The sequence below is a fragment of the uncultured Algibacter sp. genome (assembly GCF_947487605.1).
In the GTDB taxonomy this organism is placed as follows: domain Bacteria; phylum Bacteroidota; class Bacteroidia; order Flavobacteriales; family Flavobacteriaceae; genus Algibacter_D.
In genome coordinates, this window is sequence record NZ_CANKXK010000009.1 from 42,833 (window position 1) to 62,822 (window position 19,990).

The window sequence follows — 19,990 nt, forward strand, 5'->3', positions numbered from 1 at the left end:
GAACCTATTAAAAGTGTTCGTGTAAGTGATGGTGTTCATCAATTAGTGGTCCACCTTCAATAATTTGTTCTGATGCTTGATGCGCAAATTTTTCAAAGTTTAGGTGGAATGAATGTGCTAGTTGAATAGCTTTACCCACATATGCACCTTTTTGCAACCAAGTATTCATTGGATCTAAAATCTCAGTTGGTACACCAGGACAGTATTTCGGCATATATAATCCGAATATAAAGTTTTGTTCGTAATCAACATTGTCTAAATCCCCATTAAGGATTGCAGTAATCATGGCTCTTGTGTATTTTAATTTTATACGAGATCCCACACCGTAAGGTCCTGCGCTCCATCCTGTGTTTATTAACCAAACATTTACACCAGCTTCAGTCATTTTTTTACTTAACATTTCGCCATATACAGTTGGGTGTAATGGCATAAATGGTTCTCCAAAACATGCAGAGAAAGATGGTACTGGTTCAGTAATTCCAGCTTCTGTTCCAGCTACTTTTGCAGTATAACCAGAGATGAAATGGTAAGCTGCTTGTCCAGGTGTTAATTTAGATACTGGAGGTAATACACCAAAAGCATCACAGGTTAAGAAGAAAATATTCTTAGGATTTTTTGCGTATAAGGTCTCTTGAATGTTATCAATATGATAAATAGGATAACTTACACGAGTGTTTTGCGTAATAGTACTATCTTCATAGTCTGGTTCTCCATCATCTTTAAAAACGACATTTTCAAGAAGTGCTCCTGGTTTAACAGCTCTAAAGATATCTGGTTCTTTTTCTTCTGTTAGGTCAATTACTTTTGCATAGCATCCACCTTCAAAGTTAAAAATGGTATTGTCTGGAGTCCAACCATGTTCATCATCACCAATTAGTTTTCTTTCTGGGTCTGCAGATAAAGTGGTTTTTCCTGTACCAGATAATCCAAAGAAAATAGCAGTATCTCCAAATTTACCAACATTAGCAGAACAGTGCATAGGTAATACGTTTTTTTCGGTTGGTAAAATTAAATTTAAAGCAGAAAATATGCCTTTTTTCATCTCACCAGTATAAGCCGAACCTCCTACTAATGCAATTTTTTGTGTAAAGTTTAAAATAGAGAAGTTACCTTGACGAATGCCATATGCTTTTGGGTCTGGACATTCATATCCAGGAGCACAAAGAATTAGCCAATCTTCTTTAAAGTTTTCTAGTTCTTTTTCGCTTGGTCTTAAAAACATATTATAAATAAACATATTAGACCATGGTAATTCGGTAACTGTTCTAATATTTGTTCTGTATTCAGGTTCTGCACAAACATAGCCATCTCTAGCATAGATTTCTTTTCCAGAAAGGTATTTAGCTATTTCATTTTTAAGCTTGTCGAAGTTTTCTGGTGAAACCGGTTTATTTGTTTTTCCCCACCAAACTTTATCTGCTGTGTAGGCATCTTTAACTAAAAAACGGTCTTTAGGAGATCGTCCTGTAAATTTCCCTGTGTTAATGGCAAGTGTTCCATTTGCTGTTTCTTTACCCAGTCCTTTGTCAATGGTAATTTGCTGAAGTTCCTTTGGTGATAAATTCCAATTTACTTTAACGTCTTTGATACCGTATTGGTTCAAGTCGGGATGTTTTGTTGCTGTTGTTTCCATTTTGATTTAATTTAAAAGGTTCTTATTAATATTTAATTTAAAAGGGCCATATTATTGGCACAAGTATTAGTGACACAATTAGAAATAAAAGTAGAAGTGGTGCGCCTACTTTTAAGTAATTCATAAATTTATATCCACCTGCCGTCATTACCATAGCATTTGTTGTTGTCCCGATAGGTGTTAAAAAAGCTGTCGAGGCGCTAATTGCAACTACAATCATAAACGGTTCTGGCGAAAGACTTAATGAGTTGGCTGCAAGAATAGCTATTGGTGCCATTAGTACAGCTGTAGCAGAGTTGTTAATTACTTGGCTAAAAGTTGTTGTTAGCATGAATACCCCACCTAAAAGTACAATGGGATGAATGCTTCCTAAATAGTCTACAAGTCCGTTGGCAATTAATTGAGCGGTTCCAGTTTTTTGCAAGGCAATACCCATAGGTATCATAGCAGCAATCATAACTACGCTTGTCCAACTAATTCCTTTGTATGCTTTGTTAATTGGAACACAACCTGTTAATAGAATAATGCCAGCAGAAATTAAAGCTGCAATCGACCCTGGTACTATTTTAAATACCATGAAAATAATCATTAGTATTAATGCGCCTAGGGCAATAAATGATTTTGGACTTAAACTTTCAACGTTCTTAGCCATACCTTCTGGACTGCCAATGATAACTAAGTTTTCATGTTGTTTTTTCAAATCTTCAATATGCTCCCAAGTACCTCTTATTAAAAAGGCATCTCCAGCTTTTACAATAATTTCTTTTTCTAGTATCGGTTTTTTATTTCTTGAAGCTGCTAGTAATTGAATACCAAATCGTTTAAAGTAGTCTCCTAATTTGTATTTTCTACCAACAAGAATAGAGTTTGGGTTTACAATAATTTCAGTCATTCCAACCTCTTGATTTATAAGATTATGCTTCAGTTCGTCTGTAATTGGTTCTAGAGGCAAAAGTCCTAATCTAAACGTAATCATCATTCTGTTAATAGCTTCAGTATCTCCTTTTACAGTAATTATGTCGTGATACATAAACTCTGTGCTAGGATCTGGAAACTCAATAAATGTTGGTATTTTTTTTAATAGATTTGGATGCCTTCTTCTAATACGAATAATAGAGACGTTGTATTTTTTTTCAAATTGCCATGCTTCTATTTTGGTGTTTAATAAGGGCGAAATGGATCTAACACGTAATCGGTAATAACCACTATCAATTTTATAGGCTTCAATCCAATTGTGTAGTGTAGATTCTATATTAACAGGCTTGTTGTTTGTTTTGTTTTTTGGTAATAGCTTATGGCCAACATATCTAAAGTAAACCAAAGCAATGATTAATAATGGCAAGCCAATTAATGCAAATTCAAAGAATGAAAACCCTTCAAAACCTGCTTCAATAAGTGCATTACTAGCAATAATGTTAGGAGGTGTTCCAGTTAATGTTAAAAGCCCCCCAGTATTAGAGCCAAAAGCTACAGGCATGAGCATTTTAGAAGGTAAAGTACCTATGCTCCAAGCAGATGAAATGGTTAAAGGCATTAATGTAGCTACGGTTCCCGTATTACTAACAAATCCAGAAAGTATACCAGCACCTAGTGTTACAATTACTAAAAGTTTAGGAACACTTTTGCCAGCCCACTCTACAAACTTTTTACCCGCCATGGCAGTCCAACCGGTTTGTGCAATGCCTTCTCCAATAATAAAAAGGGCTGCAATCATTATAACAGTAGGATTACTAAAGCCACTTAATGTTTCATTAGCGTCTAAAATGCCAGTTAAAAATAAACTAATCATAGATATTAGTGCTACAATATCTGGTGTAAACTTTCCCCAAACAAAGAGACCAATGGTGATAATTAATATGAGAAGCATTAAATAGATCATATTTTAAATTAGTTTATTAGATTTAACCGTTATATGGCATTTAATAAATATAGTGTAAAATTAGGATGGATTGACGTTAATTATTATGACGAATGTCATGCTTTTAAATAGCTAGGCATTTTTCAATTATTGTTATATTTAAGAGTTAATTTGTGATAAAAGTATTTACGAAGACGTTTTCGTAATAGTGAGTTATAAGATATTCGAAAAGTTTATTAAATAATTTACCTTTATCACTTATAAGAGTTACCAAAAAAAAGAATTTTTTATATGAAATTAGACATATTAGCTATAGGTGCACATCCAGATGATGTTGAATTAGGTTGTGGAGCAACTATAGCAAAAGAGATAGCCAATGGGAAAAAGGTTGGTATTATTGATTTAACTCGGGGCGAATTAGGTACTAGAGGTACTGCAGAAACTAGGGATGAAGAATCTTTTAATGCGGGCAAAATCTTAGGTGTAAAAATGCGTACAAATATGGAGTTTGCTGATGGCTTTTTTGTGAATGATAAAAAACATCAACTAGAAATTATAAAAATGATTCGTAAATACAAGCCAGAACTTGTTATTTGTAATGCGGTTGATGATAGACATATAGACCACGGAAAAGGGAGTAAGCTAGTTAGTGATGCGTGTTTTTTAAGTGGCTTATTAAAAATTGACACTAAAATAGAAGATGAAGATGAATGGCAAGAACCTTGGAGGCCAAAGCAAGTATACCATTATATTCAATGGAAAAATTTAACACCCGATTTAATTGTTGATGTTTCAGGGTATATGGATAAAAAGTTAGAAGCTGTTTTTGCATATAAAACCCAATTTTATGATGCCAATAGCAATGAGCCAGAAACGCCTATATCGAGTAAAAATTTTGCCGATAGTGTTATGTATCGTGCTAATGATTTGGGGCGCTTAGTTGGTGTTGAATACGGTGAAGGTTTTACTGTAGAACGATTAGTGGCTGTGGATAGCTTATTTCATTTAAAGTAGTTACATATTCCAGATAAAATATTAAAAAAGTCTTTGTAGATAAGATTGAAATAAATTACATTTGCACCTGTCTGCCGACAAAGGTAGGTACGCATTGAGAAATGCAGTTACACGGTGGTTGTAGCTCAGTTGGTTAGAGCATTGGTTTGTGGTACCAAGGGTCGCCGGTTCGAATCCGGTCTTCCACCCAAAAAGTAAAAGCCTTTCAAGAAATTGAAAGGCTTTTTTTGTTATTCGTAAATATAATTTAATCTAGTTTTACTCGTTCATCACGATTAGCCAGCTCCCAAGCGGTGTGAAAAATTAACCGCGCTCTAGTTTCTAAAAAGGCATAATTTATTTTATCTGGTGTGTCGCTTGGTCTATGATAATCATCATGCGTTCCATTAAAATAAAAGATAACAGGAATATTATTTTTTGCAAAGTTGTAATGGTCTGAACGATAATAGAAACGGTTTGGATCGTTATCGTCATTATAGGTATAATCGAACTCCATGTTAAAGTACTGTTTATTAACCGCCTCAGATACATTGTGCAATTCTTTACTTAATTTATCCGAACCTATTAAATATAAATAATTGTCTTTGCCTTCATGTTTTGGGTCGATGCGACCAATCATATCTATATTAAGATTGGCAATTGTGTTTTTTAAAGGAAAAACAGGATCAACATCGGCGTAATATCTTGAGCCAAAAAGGCCGATTTCTTCACCAGTAACATGTAAGAATAAAATAGAACGTTTAGGGCCATTACCCTTGTTTTTTGCTTCTTTAAAAGCTTCAGCAATTTCAATCATGGCAACTGTTCCAGAGCCATCATCATCTGCACCATTATTAATATCTCCATTGCCTGAGATTCCTATATGATCTAAGTGAGACGAAATAACAATAATTTCATCTAGTTTTTCAGAACCTTTTATGTAAGCCAAAACATTTTCAGAATCTTTAATATTGCTTTTGTTGAAGTATGAAGCTGGTATTTCTTGAAAATAGTCGTCTTTTCCTAAGGGCGAAGGTACGCCCATTTTAATGTATTGGGTCTTTATAAATTCAACTGCTTTTTTTTGCCCAGGCTCCCCAGTTTTTCTACCCTCAAATTCATTTGAAGCATAAGTAAAAAGCATTGTTTTTAGTTCGTCTGCGGTAATAGTCTTAGCAAATTCAGTAACACCTTCAACATTTTTTGAAGATTTATTGTTTTGTGAAGAACTGCATGATATTACTAGCAATGACGTGCATAATATTAAAGCTATTTTTTTCATTGGATACTATCTGTTTTTAAAATCAAATCTAATAAACCATGATATTAGTTAAGTATAGTCTATCTAATTCAGGATTTATTGGCTAATAATACAAAAATGCGAACTAACTTTAAGTCTGTTTTAGTCTATTTTAACAAAACATTTTCCTTATCTGTGGCTAACCTATTAGGCTGATTTGCTATTTGCCATGCAGTTGCAAAAATAAGTCTAGCTCTTTTTTGTAATAGTGCGTAATTTATTTTGTCTGGTGTGTCTGTGCTTTTATGATAATCTTCGTGCTCTCCGTTAAAATAAAAAATAACTGGAATACCATGTTTTGCAAAATTATAATGATCTGATCGTGAGTAATATTGATTTCTATCGCGCTCAGAATTATAACGATAATCTATATTAATATTATAGTAAGTATTATTTACTGTTTCCGAAATATAGTGTAGCTCCTTACTAAGCCTATTCGAGCCTATAAGATAAATATAGTTTTCATTGTTTTCATGAATTTGGTCAACGCGCCCAATCATGTCAATATTTAGGTTTGCAATGGTATTTTTAAGAGGAAAAACAGGATGTTGCGTGTAAAATTCCGATCCCATTTTTCCAATTTCTTCAGCTGTTAAATGAAGAAATAAGATGCTTCTTTTTGGACCATAACCGTCTCTTTTGGCTTGGTTAAACGCTTGAGCTATTTCCATGATGGCTACTGTGCCAGATCCATCATCATCTGCACCATGATTAACTTTTCCATCTTCGGTAATGCCTAAATGGTCTAAATGGGCAGAAATAATAATTACTTCTTCTGGCTTTTCGGAACCTTTAATGAATGCTAAAACATTCTCCGAAGCTTTTATATCTTTAAAGAAAAAAGATTTAGGGATAATCTGGTAATAATTTGAACCTTCATAAGGTGAGGCTATTTCCTCATTAATGTAATAATCCTTCAGAAAATTTGCAGCCAACTTTTGTCCTAGTTCACCAACTTCTCTCCCTTGAAATTCATCTGATGAAAATTTATACAGATGCTTGCTCAATTCTTTACTAGTTATAGTATTTGCATATTTTACAACCTTAGTACTATCTACAAGTTTAATACTGTTTTTAAGGTTTTCAATTTTTGTGGAGTACTTTTCTGTGGCGCATGTCCCTAATAGTGTAAAAACAGACAGAATACAAAAGGCTTTCATGTGTAAATATTAATGATCACGTGTAACCAGCAAATAATTATTTCTGAGGGGATAAGAAAAGTTTTTTATGCTCGTTTCATTAAAAATGATGAGCAAATATATTAAAAAACGTAAAAAAACGACTACTATTCTAAATTTATATCATCTAATTCAAGCTCCTCTAAATCTAGATCTTCAAGTTCTTCAATTGCTTCTTCTTTTGCCTCTTTTTCCTTTTCTATTAGTTCTTGGGTATCAGCTACTTCTGTAGTGTTAAAAATGGCTTTGTAAATAGTAATAGATAATGCTACTGCGGTAAGTAAAAATGTAAATTGAATAATTTTTTTTATTTGACCACTTTTTTTTGAAAAGTAAAAAGCTGCAATTCCAGATAAAAGAGCAAAAATAGCTGGAAAAATAGCTAGGTTTGAAACGGGTAATACAGATAGTATAATAGCTAAAATGGAAGCTATTAAGGCTAAAATGGTAAATAGTTTTTGCATAATAAAAGTATTAATTTTTTAATCCAGAAGCAGATTTTATTTTTAGCTCGCCACTACCAACAGGGATTTTAAATTTGGCATATACAAGAATTTTATTCTCATCTGCTGTAAGCCATAATAAATTATTATTACTTCCTTGTAGCACATTAGAATTCGATCCTATAGCCAATTTGTAACATTCTTTTGTGCCAATAGCTGTATTAATAGTTTCTTTTCCAAGATAGGTAATTTGTGCTTTTGTTTCTTTTCTGTCAAATATAATTGTGAACGATTTGCGTTGCCCGTTACTCATATTTTCATAATCAAACAATCTTATATTATATAAAGTAGATACAATGTCTTTTGTGCCAGCTCCAATAGAAACATTTTTCTTTTCTACATTATTGTTCTTTTTAGTTTGAACAGACTTTACGGTTTTTGTTTTATGGCTGAAGGTGTATTTCATAGCTTTATAATAGCTTCCTTCATTTATATCTCTATTGTATAAATAGGGTGTTAAGGTTTTGGGGTTTACATAACTTTCATATAAATCTCTAATCTTAAAAAAATTATCCCATTTACTGTAGGTAGCAGCAGTACATTTTAGTCTAAGTAGAGTTGCTTTCGATGTTTTTACTTCGCTAGTCTGCATAGTAACTTGAGCAATATTAGTTAATATACCAGACATATTATAACTAGCTGTATAGGTTAATTTTTCATTTGTTCCTATAGTACTATTTTGTGCTTGAGTAGCAAATGATATTAAAAAAATTAAAAGAAGAGATATGCGCATTTTAGATAATAATTTTTTATTGTATAATGAAGCAGGATGCATTTATTGTGCCAAAAATACGATGCTTTGTATAATTAAGCTAATTTTTTAATATGGCGATTTGTAAACCTTTGTTTAGCTGATAATTATCATATTTTTGATAGTTGATGTACATTATATTTATAAAAAATACTACATCATGAAATCGATATTACTGCCAACAGATTTTTCGAAGAACTCGGTTAATGCCATACACTATGCTATGAACCTTTTTAAAGATGTAGAATGCCAATTTTATATTCTGAATGTACAAAAAGCATCATCATTTTTAACAGACGATATGATGGTAGTTTCTTCTTCGGCTACTTTATATAATACCATTGTTGATGCAGCTAAAAAATCTATAACAAACATCATTTCAAAAATAGAAAAGAAATATGCTAATATGAATCATGAGTTTCACTCACTGGTTGATTATGATAATTTTATTGATTCCATAAATCAAGTTTCAGAGAAGTTTGAAATTGATTTAATAGTTATGGGAACCAAGGGAGCCGCTGGTTTAGAAAAAATGATTTTTGGAAGTAATACGGTACGTGTAATGCAGCGTTGTAATAAGCCAGTTTTAGCTATACCTAATGGTTGTAAATATCATGCAATAGACTCTGTGGTATTTGCGACAACAAACTTAAAGCAATTTAAAGTTGAAGATTTTAAGCCGCTAATCTATATTTTAAACACTGGAAATTCACAACTAGATATCTTGCATTTGGCAGACCAGAATCATATAGCTTATGATGCTTTTGATAATATGACGTTTTTTAATACTCACTTTACTAATGCTAATCACGAATTTATTGATACAAATAGCAAGGATTTGTTTAATACGGTTCATAATTATTTAATTAATAATAACATTAAAATGCTCTCAATAGTCAATAAAAAACACTCCTTTTTAGAACGATTGTTCAATAAACACGATGTTGAAACATTTGGATTTAAAATTGATATTCCACTTTTAGTTATGCAAAGTTATAACTAGTCTATGGTGTTAAATAACTCAGAATCGTTTTTAGTAAAACAAAAAAAGAATAAGGTCTAGTAGGTATTAACTAGACTTTATTCTTTTAAATAAAGAAGGAGTAACTACTGTCCTTCTTTTATATATCCCCAGCCTTCATTTTGTTTCGTTACAATTTCTAGAATGCCATCGGGTACGCTTCTTACACCTTCAATAATATCTGAAGCTTCTGCCTTATGACGTTTCATTGTGCCTTCGCAAATAACAAAATCGACATTGTTTTTTTGAATAAGATTAGCAATGTCTTCTGCTACCACAGACTTTTCCTTTAATACCATTTCCATAGCGCCACTATACATAACAACTTCAAATTGTGAATTTGGATATGCTGCCGACATTGCTTTTACATGCCTAACGGTAGACTTATGAACACTTGTATTATTACTAGTAACGTCAAATACTATTTTAACAGGTTCTTCTTGCGAAAAAGTTATTGCTGTAATAAGGCTCGCTATTAATAATGTGAAAATTTTTTTCATAATCATAATTGTTTAGTTATTCGCCTGCAAAAATATACCCACAACCTTTTGCTTGTGCTTTTCCAAGAGCCCATACGCCAGATGGCACTAATTCAATATCTGAAATAATACCCGCTACCCAGTCTTTGTAAATTTCTTCGGCGTTTCCACCGTTTTTTTCTGCATATTTTCCACTATACACTTGGAGGGCTAAATTACAAACGCAAAAGAGAGCACCTCTTCCTTGCATTTCTTTAATGCCTCCAGGGCCGTTAATAGGGTAATCGCCATCTTGTGGTTCGTGCCATGGATTTCTTAGCGCAAAATCTTTTGTGTGATCTTTTACTCCGAAAAATTCGCCTAATTTATATTTTGCCCAAGTTTCATCATTTAATGCTAAAGGAATAGCGGAATGACGTAAAACGGACATTGCTGTTATGTCGGTATCTGGTGAATCTGTTGAATTGTGAGATAAGTAAAATGCCCAATTCCAAAGAATAGGTAAACCTGCATGTGGTGTCGAGCCATCATATACTATACGATGTGTGCCTTTAATTTTGTCGAACCAATTTTCTGTAGCTTTCATTCCTTTAACGTCAAAAGCTTTTGTGCTTGCGTAAATTGGATTTGCTAGCACAGATATTGTACTTGCTGTAGCTCCTAGGGCTAGGGCTCCTAAAAATTGCCGTCTTGAATTACTGTCATTTGTTTTCATAATTTACTTGGTTTTAGTTATATTGTATTCTTGTTTATAAAATGCCATTATTGGCTGAAATGGTCCTAATTTATGTTGTTCAATAGGGAAGTTATCTGCATAAGGTGGGTAAGGTGTAGAAACGGGTTTTTTCTTTATATCTGGAAAGTCTTTTTCTGGGTTTGATTTTTGAGGGCGATCGTGCATATTAATAAACCCTGCAACATCATAGGCTTCTTCATCGGTTAAAACAGGAGCATCATATGTAGCAAGTTCAAATGGCATGTTTCCTTTTATAAATTTTGCTGCAGTAATAACTCGCGTCATGCCAGCGCCATTATTAAATGAATCGTCTCCCCAAAGAGGTGGGTATTCATAACTATAACCATCAGCGTATAATGTGCCTTGTCCATCTATTCCATGGCAAGTAACACAATGTTGGGTAAACACTTTTTTGCCATTATCAAGGTTTACTGCTCTATTAGGTATTTTAAGTTTTAAAAATCCTTTGCCTTTTATTTCTCCATCTTCTGGTGCAAACCGGCTTAACCATTTTAAATAAGCAACCATGCCTTTCATTTCTTTACTTTCAAGTGGTAATACGCGTCCATTCATACTACGTTCCATGCAGCCATTTATACGTTCTTCTATAGTGCCGATTTTATTTTCGCGCCCTCTAAATTGTGGAAACCTTTGTATGATTCCTATTAGTGGCGCAGAATATGGTTGTGTTCCTAAACCTAAATGGCAATTTCTACAAGCTAACCTGTTATTTTGATACACCATATCTGGGTTTCCATTGTCTGTCCCTATATATTTTGGTGTTTTTTGAAATAGTTCGAATCCATATTTTAGAAGTTCATTGTCTTTAGAGTCTGGTAATGTTGAAACATCATAATTCATATAATAAATATTAGAAATCTTGTTTTTGGATTTAAACAAATCTAAAGGGATAACATCGAAACAACAGCACAGAGTTAAGAAAGCGATTACTAATATTGAACCAAAGTACATAAATACTAGTCTTCTAATTTTTTTGTAAAACGGTGGTACTTCTTTGTTCATAATTAATTAAAATAATTCGTTAAGGTTATATTAATTTAGGGTGTAATTTAACTATACCAGATAGCCGTTTAGACTATTAAGCTTTTGGAGCTACTTTTTTAATTCTAGGAAGTGAATCAAAAAAAAATATTCTTGATTCGGAGAAGAATATTTTTAAAAATATCTTCAATTTACAAAAAAGTATCTTTTTATATCAATTTGTTTTGCGATTTGTCATTTTTTGTAAGTTAATTGCTTTTTGATTTTGTTATTTTGAATTAATTTAAACCTGTTAACAGGGGTAGAGAATGCCATGTTTAAATACTTGTCAAATCTTCTATCTACTTGTTTTTGAATCTTTAATATTCGAGAATTATATACTTCTTTATTATTTTCGAATAATTTTGAAAAACGTTTCTCCAGTTTTAAATAGTCTCCAATTTTTATTGAAGGTATATTAGAATCTAACTGAAGTGTATTTAGTTTTTTTTCTGATTGTCTTGGATCGTTTCTATATAATAGCCATTGGCCAGAATCTACTGCTGCTTTATGATATTGACTTGGATTTTTCATGTCGATACCATGAGAATCACTATGGCAATAGGCAATTATTATGGATGGGCCATCAAAACTTTCTGCTTCATTAAAAGCTTTAAGAGTTTGGTCTTGGTCTGCACCAATAGCAACAGAAGCCACATATACATTATTGTAAGTCATTGCTAATAACCCTAAATCTTTCTTTTGTTTTTGTTTTCCATTATAGGCGAACTTTGTTTGTGCTCCGTAAGGTGTAGATTTAGAGGCTTGAGCGCCTGTATTATCGTAAACTTCGTTGTCTAAAACAAGAATATTTACATTGGCACCACTAGCCATAACATGATCTAGTCCACCATATCCAATGTCGTATGCCCAACCATCACCACCAACTATCCATACACTTTTTTTAATTAAATTATCGACTACATTTAGCAATTGCTTTGCTACTGGAGATTGAATTTTTTTAAGCTGTTCTTTTAATGTTTCAACAAGTAATCGTTGATTACTAATTTCAGTTTCAGTTGTTTGTTCGTTATTTAGAATGTCGTGAACCAAATCGAAGTTTAATTGTGGTAATAAGGATTCTAAAAGTTGTTTTGCTTTTTGTTTTTGTTGGTTTATTGAAATCCTAAAGCCTAGTCCAAATTCGGCATTATCTTCAAACAGTGAATTCGACCAAGCTGGACCGTGTCCGTTTTTATTTTGAGACCAAGGAGTTGTAGGTAAAGCACCTCCAAAAATAGAACTAGCACCTGTTGCGTTGGCAATTAACAATCTATCGCCAAACAATTGGGTTATTAGTTTTAAATAGGGTGCTTCACTACAACCTTCAACACCACTTGAATATTTGAATAAAGGTTCTTGTAATTGTTGTTGACTCACTTTTGTTGTATCAATTTTTGTTCTATCTAATTCTGGAATCGATTTAAAGTAATTCCAATTAGTTGTTTCTTTTTGTGTATTTTCACTTTTATTAACCATTTTTAAAGCCTTAACAAGACAAGCATCAACACAATTATTACAGCTATTACATTGTTCGTGATTTATTTGAATTGTGTAATTCATTAAATCAAAATCTTCAGAGTTTATCTTTTTTAATGTATTAGGAGCTTCATTTGAAATTTCATCATCATATACTTTAATTCTTAAAGCAGCTTGAGGACATGCCATACTACATGCACCACATTGTGTGCACAAATTTGAATCCCAATCGGGTATGTATTTACCAACCTGAAACGGATTGAATTTAGAAGTGTTGGTTTGAAAAGTCCCATCGGTAGGTAATAAGCTTACAGGTATACTGGTTTCGTTGTTTTTAAGCATTTTGCCTAAAAGGCTATTACTGAATTCGTTATCAAATTCTGATACAATAGATTCTTTTTTATACCCATATGAGGTATCAACGCTGTAGATAAAGTCTCTTAAATCAATTATAGATTCATCATAGATTAAATCTGTTTTAATAGCTAAGAAACAGGCATGAAGTTCAGAAATTGATTTTAAATTTGAAATATGATTTTCTCTGATTTCATCAAAATTTACAATCATTAGATTGATGTTTTTTTCAATTACTTGATATTGTTTGTTAGCAGATAAAGATTGCCAAAATGCTTTAGACGTTTGTGAAGTATTAACCAGTAATGTGCCTCCTGGTTTTAAATTGTTTATTGCGTTGTCGTTTTGTGCGAAGTATGCATTTTGGCAACCTATAAAATCGGCTTGTTTTATTAAATATGGGGCTTTTATTTGTTTATTGTTTATGCGTAAATGTGCTACATTGCTTGAGTTTGATTTTTTATAATCTAGCTCTGTATAGCCTTGAACAAAAGTGTCGTCTATGTTTTCAATGAGTTTTAAAGTGTTTGTGAAACTCTTAGAAATAGCTTTGCTTTTATCTTGATAGAAAATAGCTTGATAAGCGTTGTTTTCTAGTTTTATATTTTCAGAATAGTCTAAACTCAAATTTTTAACATCGTCATTTATTCCAATGGTGAAATTGTTTTTTGGAAATTCTAATTTTAAGTTTTTGAAAATAGCATGAACCATATTAGGGGTAAATTCTTTTGAAGACAACCCGTAGCGGCCTCCAACGGTTTTAGGAAAAACACTTAATTGATTATTCTGAAATGCCTTAGTGATAGATTGAAGCACATCTAAATATAGTGGTTCGCCAGAAGAACCAGGTTCTTTTGTTCTATCTAGAACTGCTATCGATTTTATTGATTTTGGTAACGCTTCAATTAGATGTTTTGTGCTAAATGGTCTAAACAATCTAATTTTAATGAGTCCGAATTTTTCTCCTTGCTTGTTTAGCTGATTTATAGTTTCTTCTATAGTTTCAGTAGAGGAAGCTATTGAAATAATTAGTTGTTCTGCATTTGAATGTCCTATATAGTCGAAAAGCTTGTATTTTCTGCCAGTTAGTGTCGCAAATAAATCCATGTGCTTTTGTACAATATTTGGGCAGTTATCATAGAATAGGTTAGCAGCTTCTCTACTTTCAAAAAACACATCTGGCCCTTGAGCGCTTCCTCTAAGACCAGGTTTGTTTGGATTTAAAGCTCTATTTTTATGTTTAAGGATGGCATTTGAATCCATCATGAATTGAATGTTTGCATCAGAAACAGTTTCAATTTTAGATAATTCATGAGACGTTCTAAATCCGTCAAAAAAGTGAATAAATGGAATTTGAGATTCTAATGATGCCGTTTGGGCTATTAGGGAAAAATCTTGTGCTTCTTGAACTGATGCACTAGCTAACATGGCATATCCAGATTGTCTTACAGCCATAATATCGCTATGGTCTCCAAATATTGATAGAGCATGTGTAGCAATACTTCTGGTTGCGACATGAATTACATTTGGTGTAAGTTCGCCCGCTATTTTATACATATTTGGTAGCATCAATAATAAGCCTTGAGATGCTGTGAATGTAGATACTAATGAACCTGTTTGTAAAGCTCCATGCATCGCGCCTGCAACACCTGCTTCACTTTGCATTTGAAATACAGAAGGAATATCTCCAAAACAGTTTAGCTTTTTTTCTGCACTATACTGCTCTACAAGTTCGCTCATTTCTGAAGCTGGAGTGATTGGGTATATTGGAAAAACCTCATTGGTTTTATAAGCAATTCTTGCAACGGCTTCGTTGGCTGTTAGAATGCTATATTTTGAAGTTTTCATGTGGTGGTGTTTTAGTGAGTTGAAAAAAATGGCTACTTTAATGAGTAGCCATTTTTAAAAAAGATTTACTCTTTTACAATTTCAATTGAAACTGGAGTAGGGTTTGAAATCATATCAAACACTGGGGAGAATTTTGCCAACCTTTCTAATTGTTCAGCAGAAGCATCAGACTTAACTTTTAGTTGCATAGTAATACCATTGAAGCCAGTTCTTACTTCGGGATCTAAGCCTAAAAAGCCATGTAAATCGGCATTTCCCTTAATAGTTGATTGTGCGCCTTCTATTTCTATGCCATTTGCTGCGGCATGGTATACCATTGCTCCTGTTAAGCAAGAGCTTAATGCGTGAAGGACTACTTCTGGAGGAGTCGCTGCCTCATCTTGCCCTAATAATACTTGAGGGTGGCTACATTCCATAGTAAATGTTTCTTCTCGAGAAGCATCTTCTTGTCCAGCGCCATAAAAACTTTTAATACTTGATACACAATGTCCACCATCTATCCAGTTGTTCTTAGCTCTAAATTCAAATTTTGCTAATTCTGGTTGCTCTTGAATGTGGTTAATAGTGTCTACCAATTGATCTACGTTTACGCCGTTTTTTACATTTGTTGTTGTAATCATTTTTTCTAAATTTTAATTATTAATTGATTTTTTTAAATGTTTGCTATGTTTAATGCATTTGCTATGCCAAACTACTTAAATGGCTTATAATCAGTTTTTTAAATTAAAATTTAGAATATGGATGTGATACGATATTTAGTTTATTTACGAGATGTCGTTAAGTTATTTACGAAATATCGTTAAATTATATCGGTCGCTCTATTTTAAGTGCTTTAATTCTCGATGCTAATGTAGTAGGCGGTAATTGTAATAATTCTGCTGCGCCATTTTTGCCAGATATTTTCCACTTAGTTTGCCTGAGTGCTTTTAAAATATTCGCTTTTTCTAAAGTGATTAACTCTTTAGATGTTAGAATTTTTTCCTGAGAAACTTCCATCTGAACATTAGCGGTATTCGAACTATTTGGTATAATGGCCTGCCAATTAATAGTGCCATTTTGCGATACAATAACGGCACGTTCAATTAAGTTTTGAAGTTCTCTAACATTCCCTGGCCAATTATGAGCTTTCAAAAGCGCCTTGTCTACATCAGATAATGTAACAATAGGCTTATTCAGTTTCTTTGAAAATTGTTCAATCATTTCTTGGGCAATTAAACAAATATCATCACCTCTATCACGAAGGGCAGGCACTTCAATTGGAAATACATTTAGCCGGTAAAATAAATCTTCTCTAAATTTGCCTTCTTTAGAAAATTCGAGCAGGTTTCTATGTGTTGCTGCTATAATGCGAACATCAACTTTAATGGTTTCAGAACTTCCAACGGGATCGAATTCGCCTTCCTGAATAATTCTAAGTAATTTAGGCTGCAGTCCTAATGGCATTTCACCAATTTCATCTAAAAAAATAGTACCCTTATCTGCAAGTAAAAAACGTCCTTTTCTATCAGCAGTAGCACCAGTAAATGCCCCTTTTTTATGGCCAAACAATTCGCTTTCAATAAGGTTTGTTGGAATAGCACCACAGTTAATCCTGATTAATGGCTTATCGTTTCTATTACTTTCTTTATGAATAGCTCTGGCAACCAACTCTTTTCCTGTTCCTGTTTCGCCATGTATTAACACCGTAGCATCAGTTTTTGCTACTTGATGAATAAGATTTAAAACAGCTTTCATCTTTTTGTTTTCGGCTATTATACCATAACTGCTGGTAAGCTCTTGAATTTCTTCTTCTAAATATTGCGTTTGCTTTGTGAGTAAGTTAATTTTATCCTCGGCAATTAATCGTTCTTCAATATTTCTTAAAATAAGTGTGTAAAACGGATTTGAGTCCGAGCCATATTTGCTAATAGTACCTTCATTTAAAGTTTCGGTATCGTTAGAACCAATTACTTTAACAACATTTGGAAGATATTTGTTGACTTCTTTTTTATTGTCATCAGACTTTACAATACCTTCAATAATACCTGAGCTTTCATCATCAAAGAAAAATAAAACGTTACGCTGCAAAGTGTCATCATTTTCTAAAATTTTATTTGCCGAAGCGTTGGTTAATACAATTTTAAAATGGCAATCAAACATAATAATGGCATCCATAGCACCATTTATCAAACCATTCATTTTACTGTTAGCAATCTCAATAACTTGTTTAGAAGATGCTAAACTTTCTTGGATAGTATCCAATTCGCGATGACGTTTAACCATAACAGCCAGAATACTTTGAGAAAACTGGATGCTCTTGCTCATTAAGTCTAAAAAATGTTTGCGTTCAATTTTTAAAACAGTTGTTTTCTCTAGTGTTGCTATAGATGCTGAACGCGATTCGTTATCTATTAAGGCATATTCACCAAAGCAATCGCCAGAGCTAAGTGTGTCGTATACGTGATCTTTTTCAAAAACCTTAACCTTTCCATTAATAATAACATACATGGAGTCCCCTAGGGTTCCTTTTTTAAATATAGTTTCGCCTTTTATGTATAATTCCTCGGAAGCGTTTTTATACAATTCTTCCATAGATTTTGCAGAAACCCCAGAAAAAAAAGGACTATTAGAAAGAAATTGAATGCGTGTTTTTGAGCTAGAATCGGACATAAAATAACTTATAATTAGGCTAAATATATTAATAATTATGAAGCATATAGCACATTGAATTTTTAAAAGCTACGTTTTTAAAGATAATTAATTAAATTAGTTGTTTAACAACATTATATAAATGCCACAGCATAGAGAACTTGTTGCCATTATGTTTACGGATATTGAAGGGTATACCTCTTTAATGCAAAATGATGAAAAAGAAGCGATGCAAATTCGAAAAAAACATCGCGAGATATTTGATGCCTGTACACTTAAACATAAAGGGGAACTTATTCAATATTTTGGAGATGGTACCTTAAGTACTTTTAGAAGTTCTGTCGAGGCTATTAAATGTGGTATTGAAATGCAGCTAGCCTTTCAAGAAGAACCTGCAATTCCCGTTAGAATTGGTGTGCATGTGGGTGATGTTATTAGAACTGAAGCTGATATAATTGGTGATGCCGTTAATATTGCATCTAGAATAGAATCTTTAGCTGTTGCTGGAAGTATTTTGATTTCTGATAAAGTAAATGACCAAATAAGAAATCAAAAATATTTATCTACTCAATATATAGATGCTGTCGATTTTAAAAATGTAAATAAGGTAATTCCTGTTTTTGCAATTACTAATCAGGGGCTTGTTGTACCAGAAAAACATACTCTAAAGGGTAAAACTAAACCTAATGACTCCGAAGTATATAAAAGTTATAGAAAAAAGAGTTTTTATGTTTTAGGGTTTCTTTCATTAATTATATTCTTTCTAGCGTATTTTATGATGCAGAATAGCGATGTTGAAATTAAGGAACCTACTTTGGCCGTTCTTCCTTTTAACAATATGAATAATGACGAGAAATCGAATGTTTTTACTGATGGTATTACGGAAGATATTATAACACATTTGTCGAAAATCCAACATTTGCAAGTGATTTCAAGAGCATCGGCAATGCACTATAAAAATAGCAATAAGTCTATTCAAGATATAGCCAAAGAGTTAGATGTTAACTATATACTCGAAGGGAGTGTTAGAGTAAACAACAATCAAGTACGTATTAATGCAAATCTAGTTGATGCTGCAAATAATAAGAATTTATGGGCTGATAATTATGACAATGATTTAGTTCAGATTTTTAAAATACAAAATGATGTCTCTAGAGATATAGCTAATGCATTAAAAATTACTTTAAGTGATAGAGAGGAGTCTCGTTTAAGTAATGAACCTACTAACAACCCAGAGGCTTATACTGCTTTCAAAGAAGGTCAAGTTTATTTGCACCAAGGGGGAGGGAAAGTTGAAGAATTAAAAAAGGCAGAAGACTTGTTTAAAAAGGCAATTAACTTAGATCCGCAATTTTGCAGAGCTTATGTAGGTGTTGCAGAAACATATTTGGAATATATTTTCTGGGGTAGAGAATCGCCAAAAAAAATGTTAGAGCTGGCGTCAACACCAGCATTAAAAGCATTAGCAATTAATTCTAATGATGGAGGAACTTTTGGGGTTTTAGGAGCAATAAGTTATTATAAATATGAAAAGGAAACCGCTTTATTATATTTAAAAAAGGCTATAGAGATTAACCCAAGCTACGTAAGTGCCTATAATAAACTTGGATGGATTTATGCTTTTGATGGTGATTTAGAAAACATGGAAGAGAATTTTAATATGGTTCAAAAACTTGACCCTTTGTCATCTAAATACATCGGAGATATGGGGCAAGCTTATTACTATCTAAGAGAATTTCAAAAGTCTATTGATAAAATGAGTGAATCTTTGAATAAGTTTCCAAACGATAACATGTTATTATGGATGAAGGCTTCAAATCTTTCTGGTTTAGGAAGGTATCAAGAAGCGATTGATATTTATACTTCACGAAGTGTCGCTTCGAATACTAATTGGATGCTTGGTTATTGCTATGGCATGGTTGGAGAAACGGAGAAGGCAAAAGAGATATTAAATTACCAACTGAATAAAAACAAAATGGTTTATGTGCCTCCAGTTATGATAGCAACCATTTATATGGGACTAGGTGATTTTGATAATGCACTTACCTGGTTAGAAAAAGATTATGAGTTAGGAGGTCAGGGATTATTCTTTTGGGGATTAAAACAGGATATTAAATTTGACCCAGTTAAAAATCACCCACGATTTCAAGCTTTAATGAGCAAAATCCCATGATTAATTTAGGAATAG

General features: G+C 32.8%; 15 protein-coding genes and 1 tRNA gene. 4 read left to right on the top strand and 12 right to left on the bottom strand.

What is annotated here, in order from left to right; all coding sequences use genetic code 11:
• Positions 1-7 precede the first annotated feature (7 nt).
• Together pckA and Q0739_RS11090 are read right to left on the bottom strand one after the other, a co-directional pair.
• Positions 8-1,633, bottom strand: a complete 1,626-nt coding sequence (gene pckA / locus Q0739_RS11085) for a phosphoenolpyruvate carboxykinase (ATP) (protein WP_298238800.1) — start codon at positions 1,631-1,633, stop codon at positions 8-10.
• A 37-nt stretch (positions 1,634-1,670) separates the two neighbouring features.
• Positions 1,671-3,500 carry an SLC13 family permease gene (locus Q0739_RS11090; RefSeq protein ID WP_298238801.1) on the bottom strand — a complete coding sequence of 610 codons (1,830 nt, stop codon included), beginning with the start codon at positions 3,498-3,500 and terminating at the stop codon, positions 1,671-1,673.
• A 282-nt stretch (positions 3,501-3,782) separates the two neighbouring features.
• On the opposite strand from Q0739_RS11090, the gene bshB1 reads away from it, so the two are divergent.
• Positions 3,783-4,505, top strand: a complete 723-nt coding sequence (gene bshB1, locus Q0739_RS11095) for a bacillithiol biosynthesis deacetylase BshB1 (protein ID WP_298238802.1) — start codon at positions 3,783-3,785, stop codon at positions 4,503-4,505.
• A 113-nt stretch (positions 4,506-4,618) separates the two neighbouring features.
• A tRNA-His gene (locus Q0739_RS11100) sits at positions 4,619-4,694 on the top strand.
• A gap of 58 nt (positions 4,695-4,752) precedes the next feature.
• On the opposite strand, the gene Q0739_RS11105 is transcribed toward Q0739_RS11100, so the two are convergent.
• The 4 genes from Q0739_RS11105 to Q0739_RS11120 form a co-directional block, all read right to left on the bottom strand.
• Positions 4,753-5,766, bottom strand: a complete 1,014-nt coding sequence (locus Q0739_RS11105) for a M28 family metallopeptidase (RefSeq protein ID WP_298238803.1) — start codon at positions 5,764-5,766, stop codon at positions 4,753-4,755.
• 125 nt (positions 5,767-5,891) lie between these two features.
• Positions 5,892-6,944, bottom strand: a complete 1,053-nt coding sequence (locus tag Q0739_RS11110) for a M28 family peptidase (protein ID WP_298238804.1) — start codon at positions 6,942-6,944, stop codon at positions 5,892-5,894.
• A 125-nt stretch (positions 6,945-7,069) separates the two neighbouring features.
• On the bottom strand, positions 7,070-7,426 hold the full coding sequence (locus Q0739_RS11115; RefSeq protein ID WP_298238805.1) for an FUSC family protein: 357 nt from the start codon (positions 7,424-7,426) through the stop codon (positions 7,070-7,072).
• A gap of 10 nt (positions 7,427-7,436) precedes the next feature.
• On the bottom strand, positions 7,437-8,198 hold the full coding sequence (locus tag Q0739_RS11120) for a DUF3108 domain-containing protein (RefSeq protein ID WP_298238806.1): 762 nt from the start codon (positions 8,196-8,198) through the stop codon (positions 7,437-7,439).
• 178 nt (positions 8,199-8,376) lie between these two features.
• Between Q0739_RS11120 and Q0739_RS11125 the strand changes: the two genes are divergently transcribed.
• Positions 8,377-9,219 (top strand): universal stress protein, encoded by an 843-nt coding sequence (locus Q0739_RS11125; protein WP_298238807.1) that lies wholly within the window; start codon positions 8,377-8,379, stop codon positions 9,217-9,219.
• Between the two features lie 104 nt (positions 9,220-9,323).
• Here the strand turns inward: Q0739_RS11125 and Q0739_RS11130 are convergent, their stop codons facing one another.
• The 6 genes from Q0739_RS11130 to Q0739_RS11155 all read right to left on the bottom strand — a co-directional run bounded on the left by Q0739_RS11130 (position 9,324) and on the right by Q0739_RS11155 (position 17,823).
• Entirely contained in the window at positions 9,324-9,737 is a 414-nt protein-coding gene (locus Q0739_RS11130; RefSeq protein WP_298238808.1) for a DsrE family protein, read from the bottom strand.
• 16 nt (positions 9,738-9,753) lie between these two features.
• On the bottom strand, positions 9,754-10,431 hold the full coding sequence (locus tag Q0739_RS11135; RefSeq protein WP_298238809.1) for a Tat (twin-arginine translocation) pathway signal sequence containing protein: 678 nt from the start codon (positions 10,429-10,431) through the stop codon (positions 9,754-9,756).
• Between the two features lie 3 nt (positions 10,432-10,434).
• Positions 10,435-11,475, bottom strand: coding sequence for a c-type cytochrome (locus Q0739_RS11140; RefSeq protein ID WP_298238810.1), 1,041 nt, complete (start codon positions 11,473-11,475; stop codon positions 10,435-10,437).
• A 213-nt stretch (positions 11,476-11,688) separates the two neighbouring features.
• Positions 11,689-15,174 (bottom strand): thiamine pyrophosphate-dependent enzyme, encoded by a 3,486-nt coding sequence (locus Q0739_RS11145; protein WP_298238811.1) that lies wholly within the window; start codon positions 15,172-15,174, stop codon positions 11,689-11,691.
• A gap of 65 nt (positions 15,175-15,239) precedes the next feature.
• Positions 15,240-15,794, bottom strand: a complete 555-nt coding sequence (locus Q0739_RS11150; RefSeq protein WP_298238812.1) for an OsmC family protein — start codon at positions 15,792-15,794, stop codon at positions 15,240-15,242.
• Between the two features lie 184 nt (positions 15,795-15,978).
• Positions 15,979-17,823: a sigma 54-interacting transcriptional regulator gene (locus Q0739_RS11155; RefSeq protein ID WP_298238813.1), complete on the bottom strand. Its 1,845-nt coding sequence runs from the start codon at positions 17,821-17,823 to the stop codon at positions 15,979-15,981.
• Between the two features lie 121 nt (positions 17,824-17,944).
• On the opposite strand from Q0739_RS11155, the gene Q0739_RS11160 reads away from it, so the two are divergent.
• Positions 17,945-19,975 carry a FlgO family outer membrane protein gene (locus Q0739_RS11160; protein ID WP_298238814.1) on the top strand — a complete coding sequence of 677 codons (2,031 nt, stop codon included), beginning with the start codon at positions 17,945-17,947 and terminating at the stop codon, positions 19,973-19,975.
• The last annotated feature ends 15 nt before the right edge of the window (positions 19,976-19,990 follow it).

Bases quoted from the DNA above. Each gene is read 5' to 3' on its own strand.
- Q0739_RS11125 (WP_298238807.1), top strand. From the start codon at position 8,377: ATGAAATCGATATTACTGCCAACAGATTTTTCGAAGAACTCGGTTAAT.
- Q0739_RS11110 (WP_298238804.1), bottom strand. From the start codon at position 6,944: ATGAAAGCCTTTTGTATTCTGTCTGTTTTTACACTATTAGGGACATGC.
- Q0739_RS11105 (WP_298238803.1), bottom strand. From the start codon at position 5,766: ATGAAAAAAATAGCTTTAATATTATGCACGTCATTGCTAGTAATATCA.
- Q0739_RS11150 (WP_298238812.1), bottom strand. From the start codon at position 15,794: ATGATTACAACAACAAATGTAAAAAACGGCGTAAACGTAGATCAATTG.
- Q0739_RS11155 (WP_298238813.1), bottom strand. From the start codon at position 17,823: ATGTCCGATTCTAGCTCAAAAACACGCATTCAATTTCTTTCTAATAGT.
- Q0739_RS11120 (WP_298238806.1), bottom strand. From the start codon at position 8,198: ATGCGCATATCTCTTCTTTTAATTTTTTTAATATCATTTGCTACTCAA.
- Q0739_RS11160 (WP_298238814.1), top strand. From the start codon at position 17,945: ATGCCACAGCATAGAGAACTTGTTGCCATTATGTTTACGGATATTGAA.
- pckA (WP_298238800.1), bottom strand. From the start codon at position 1,633: ATGGAAACAACAGCAACAAAACATCCCGACTTGAACCAATACGGTATC.
- Q0739_RS11090 (WP_298238801.1), bottom strand. From the start codon at position 3,500: ATGCTTCTCATATTAATTATCACCATTGGTCTCTTTGTTTGGGGAAAG.
- bshB1 (WP_298238802.1), top strand. From the start codon at position 3,783: ATGAAATTAGACATATTAGCTATAGGTGCACATCCAGATGATGTTGAA.
- Q0739_RS11140 (WP_298238810.1), bottom strand. From the start codon at position 11,475: ATGAACAAAGAAGTACCACCGTTTTACAAAAAAATTAGAAGACTAGTA.
- Q0739_RS11115 (WP_298238805.1), bottom strand. From the start codon at position 7,426: ATGCAAAAACTATTTACCATTTTAGCCTTAATAGCTTCCATTTTAGCT.
- Q0739_RS11130 (WP_298238808.1), bottom strand. From the start codon at position 9,737: ATGAAAAAAATTTTCACATTATTAATAGCGAGCCTTATTACAGCAATA.
- Q0739_RS11135 (WP_298238809.1), bottom strand. From the start codon at position 10,431: ATGAAAACAAATGACAGTAATTCAAGACGGCAATTTTTAGGAGCCCTA.
- Q0739_RS11145 (WP_298238811.1), bottom strand. From the start codon at position 15,174: ATGAAAACTTCAAAATATAGCATTCTAACAGCCAACGAAGCCGTTGCA.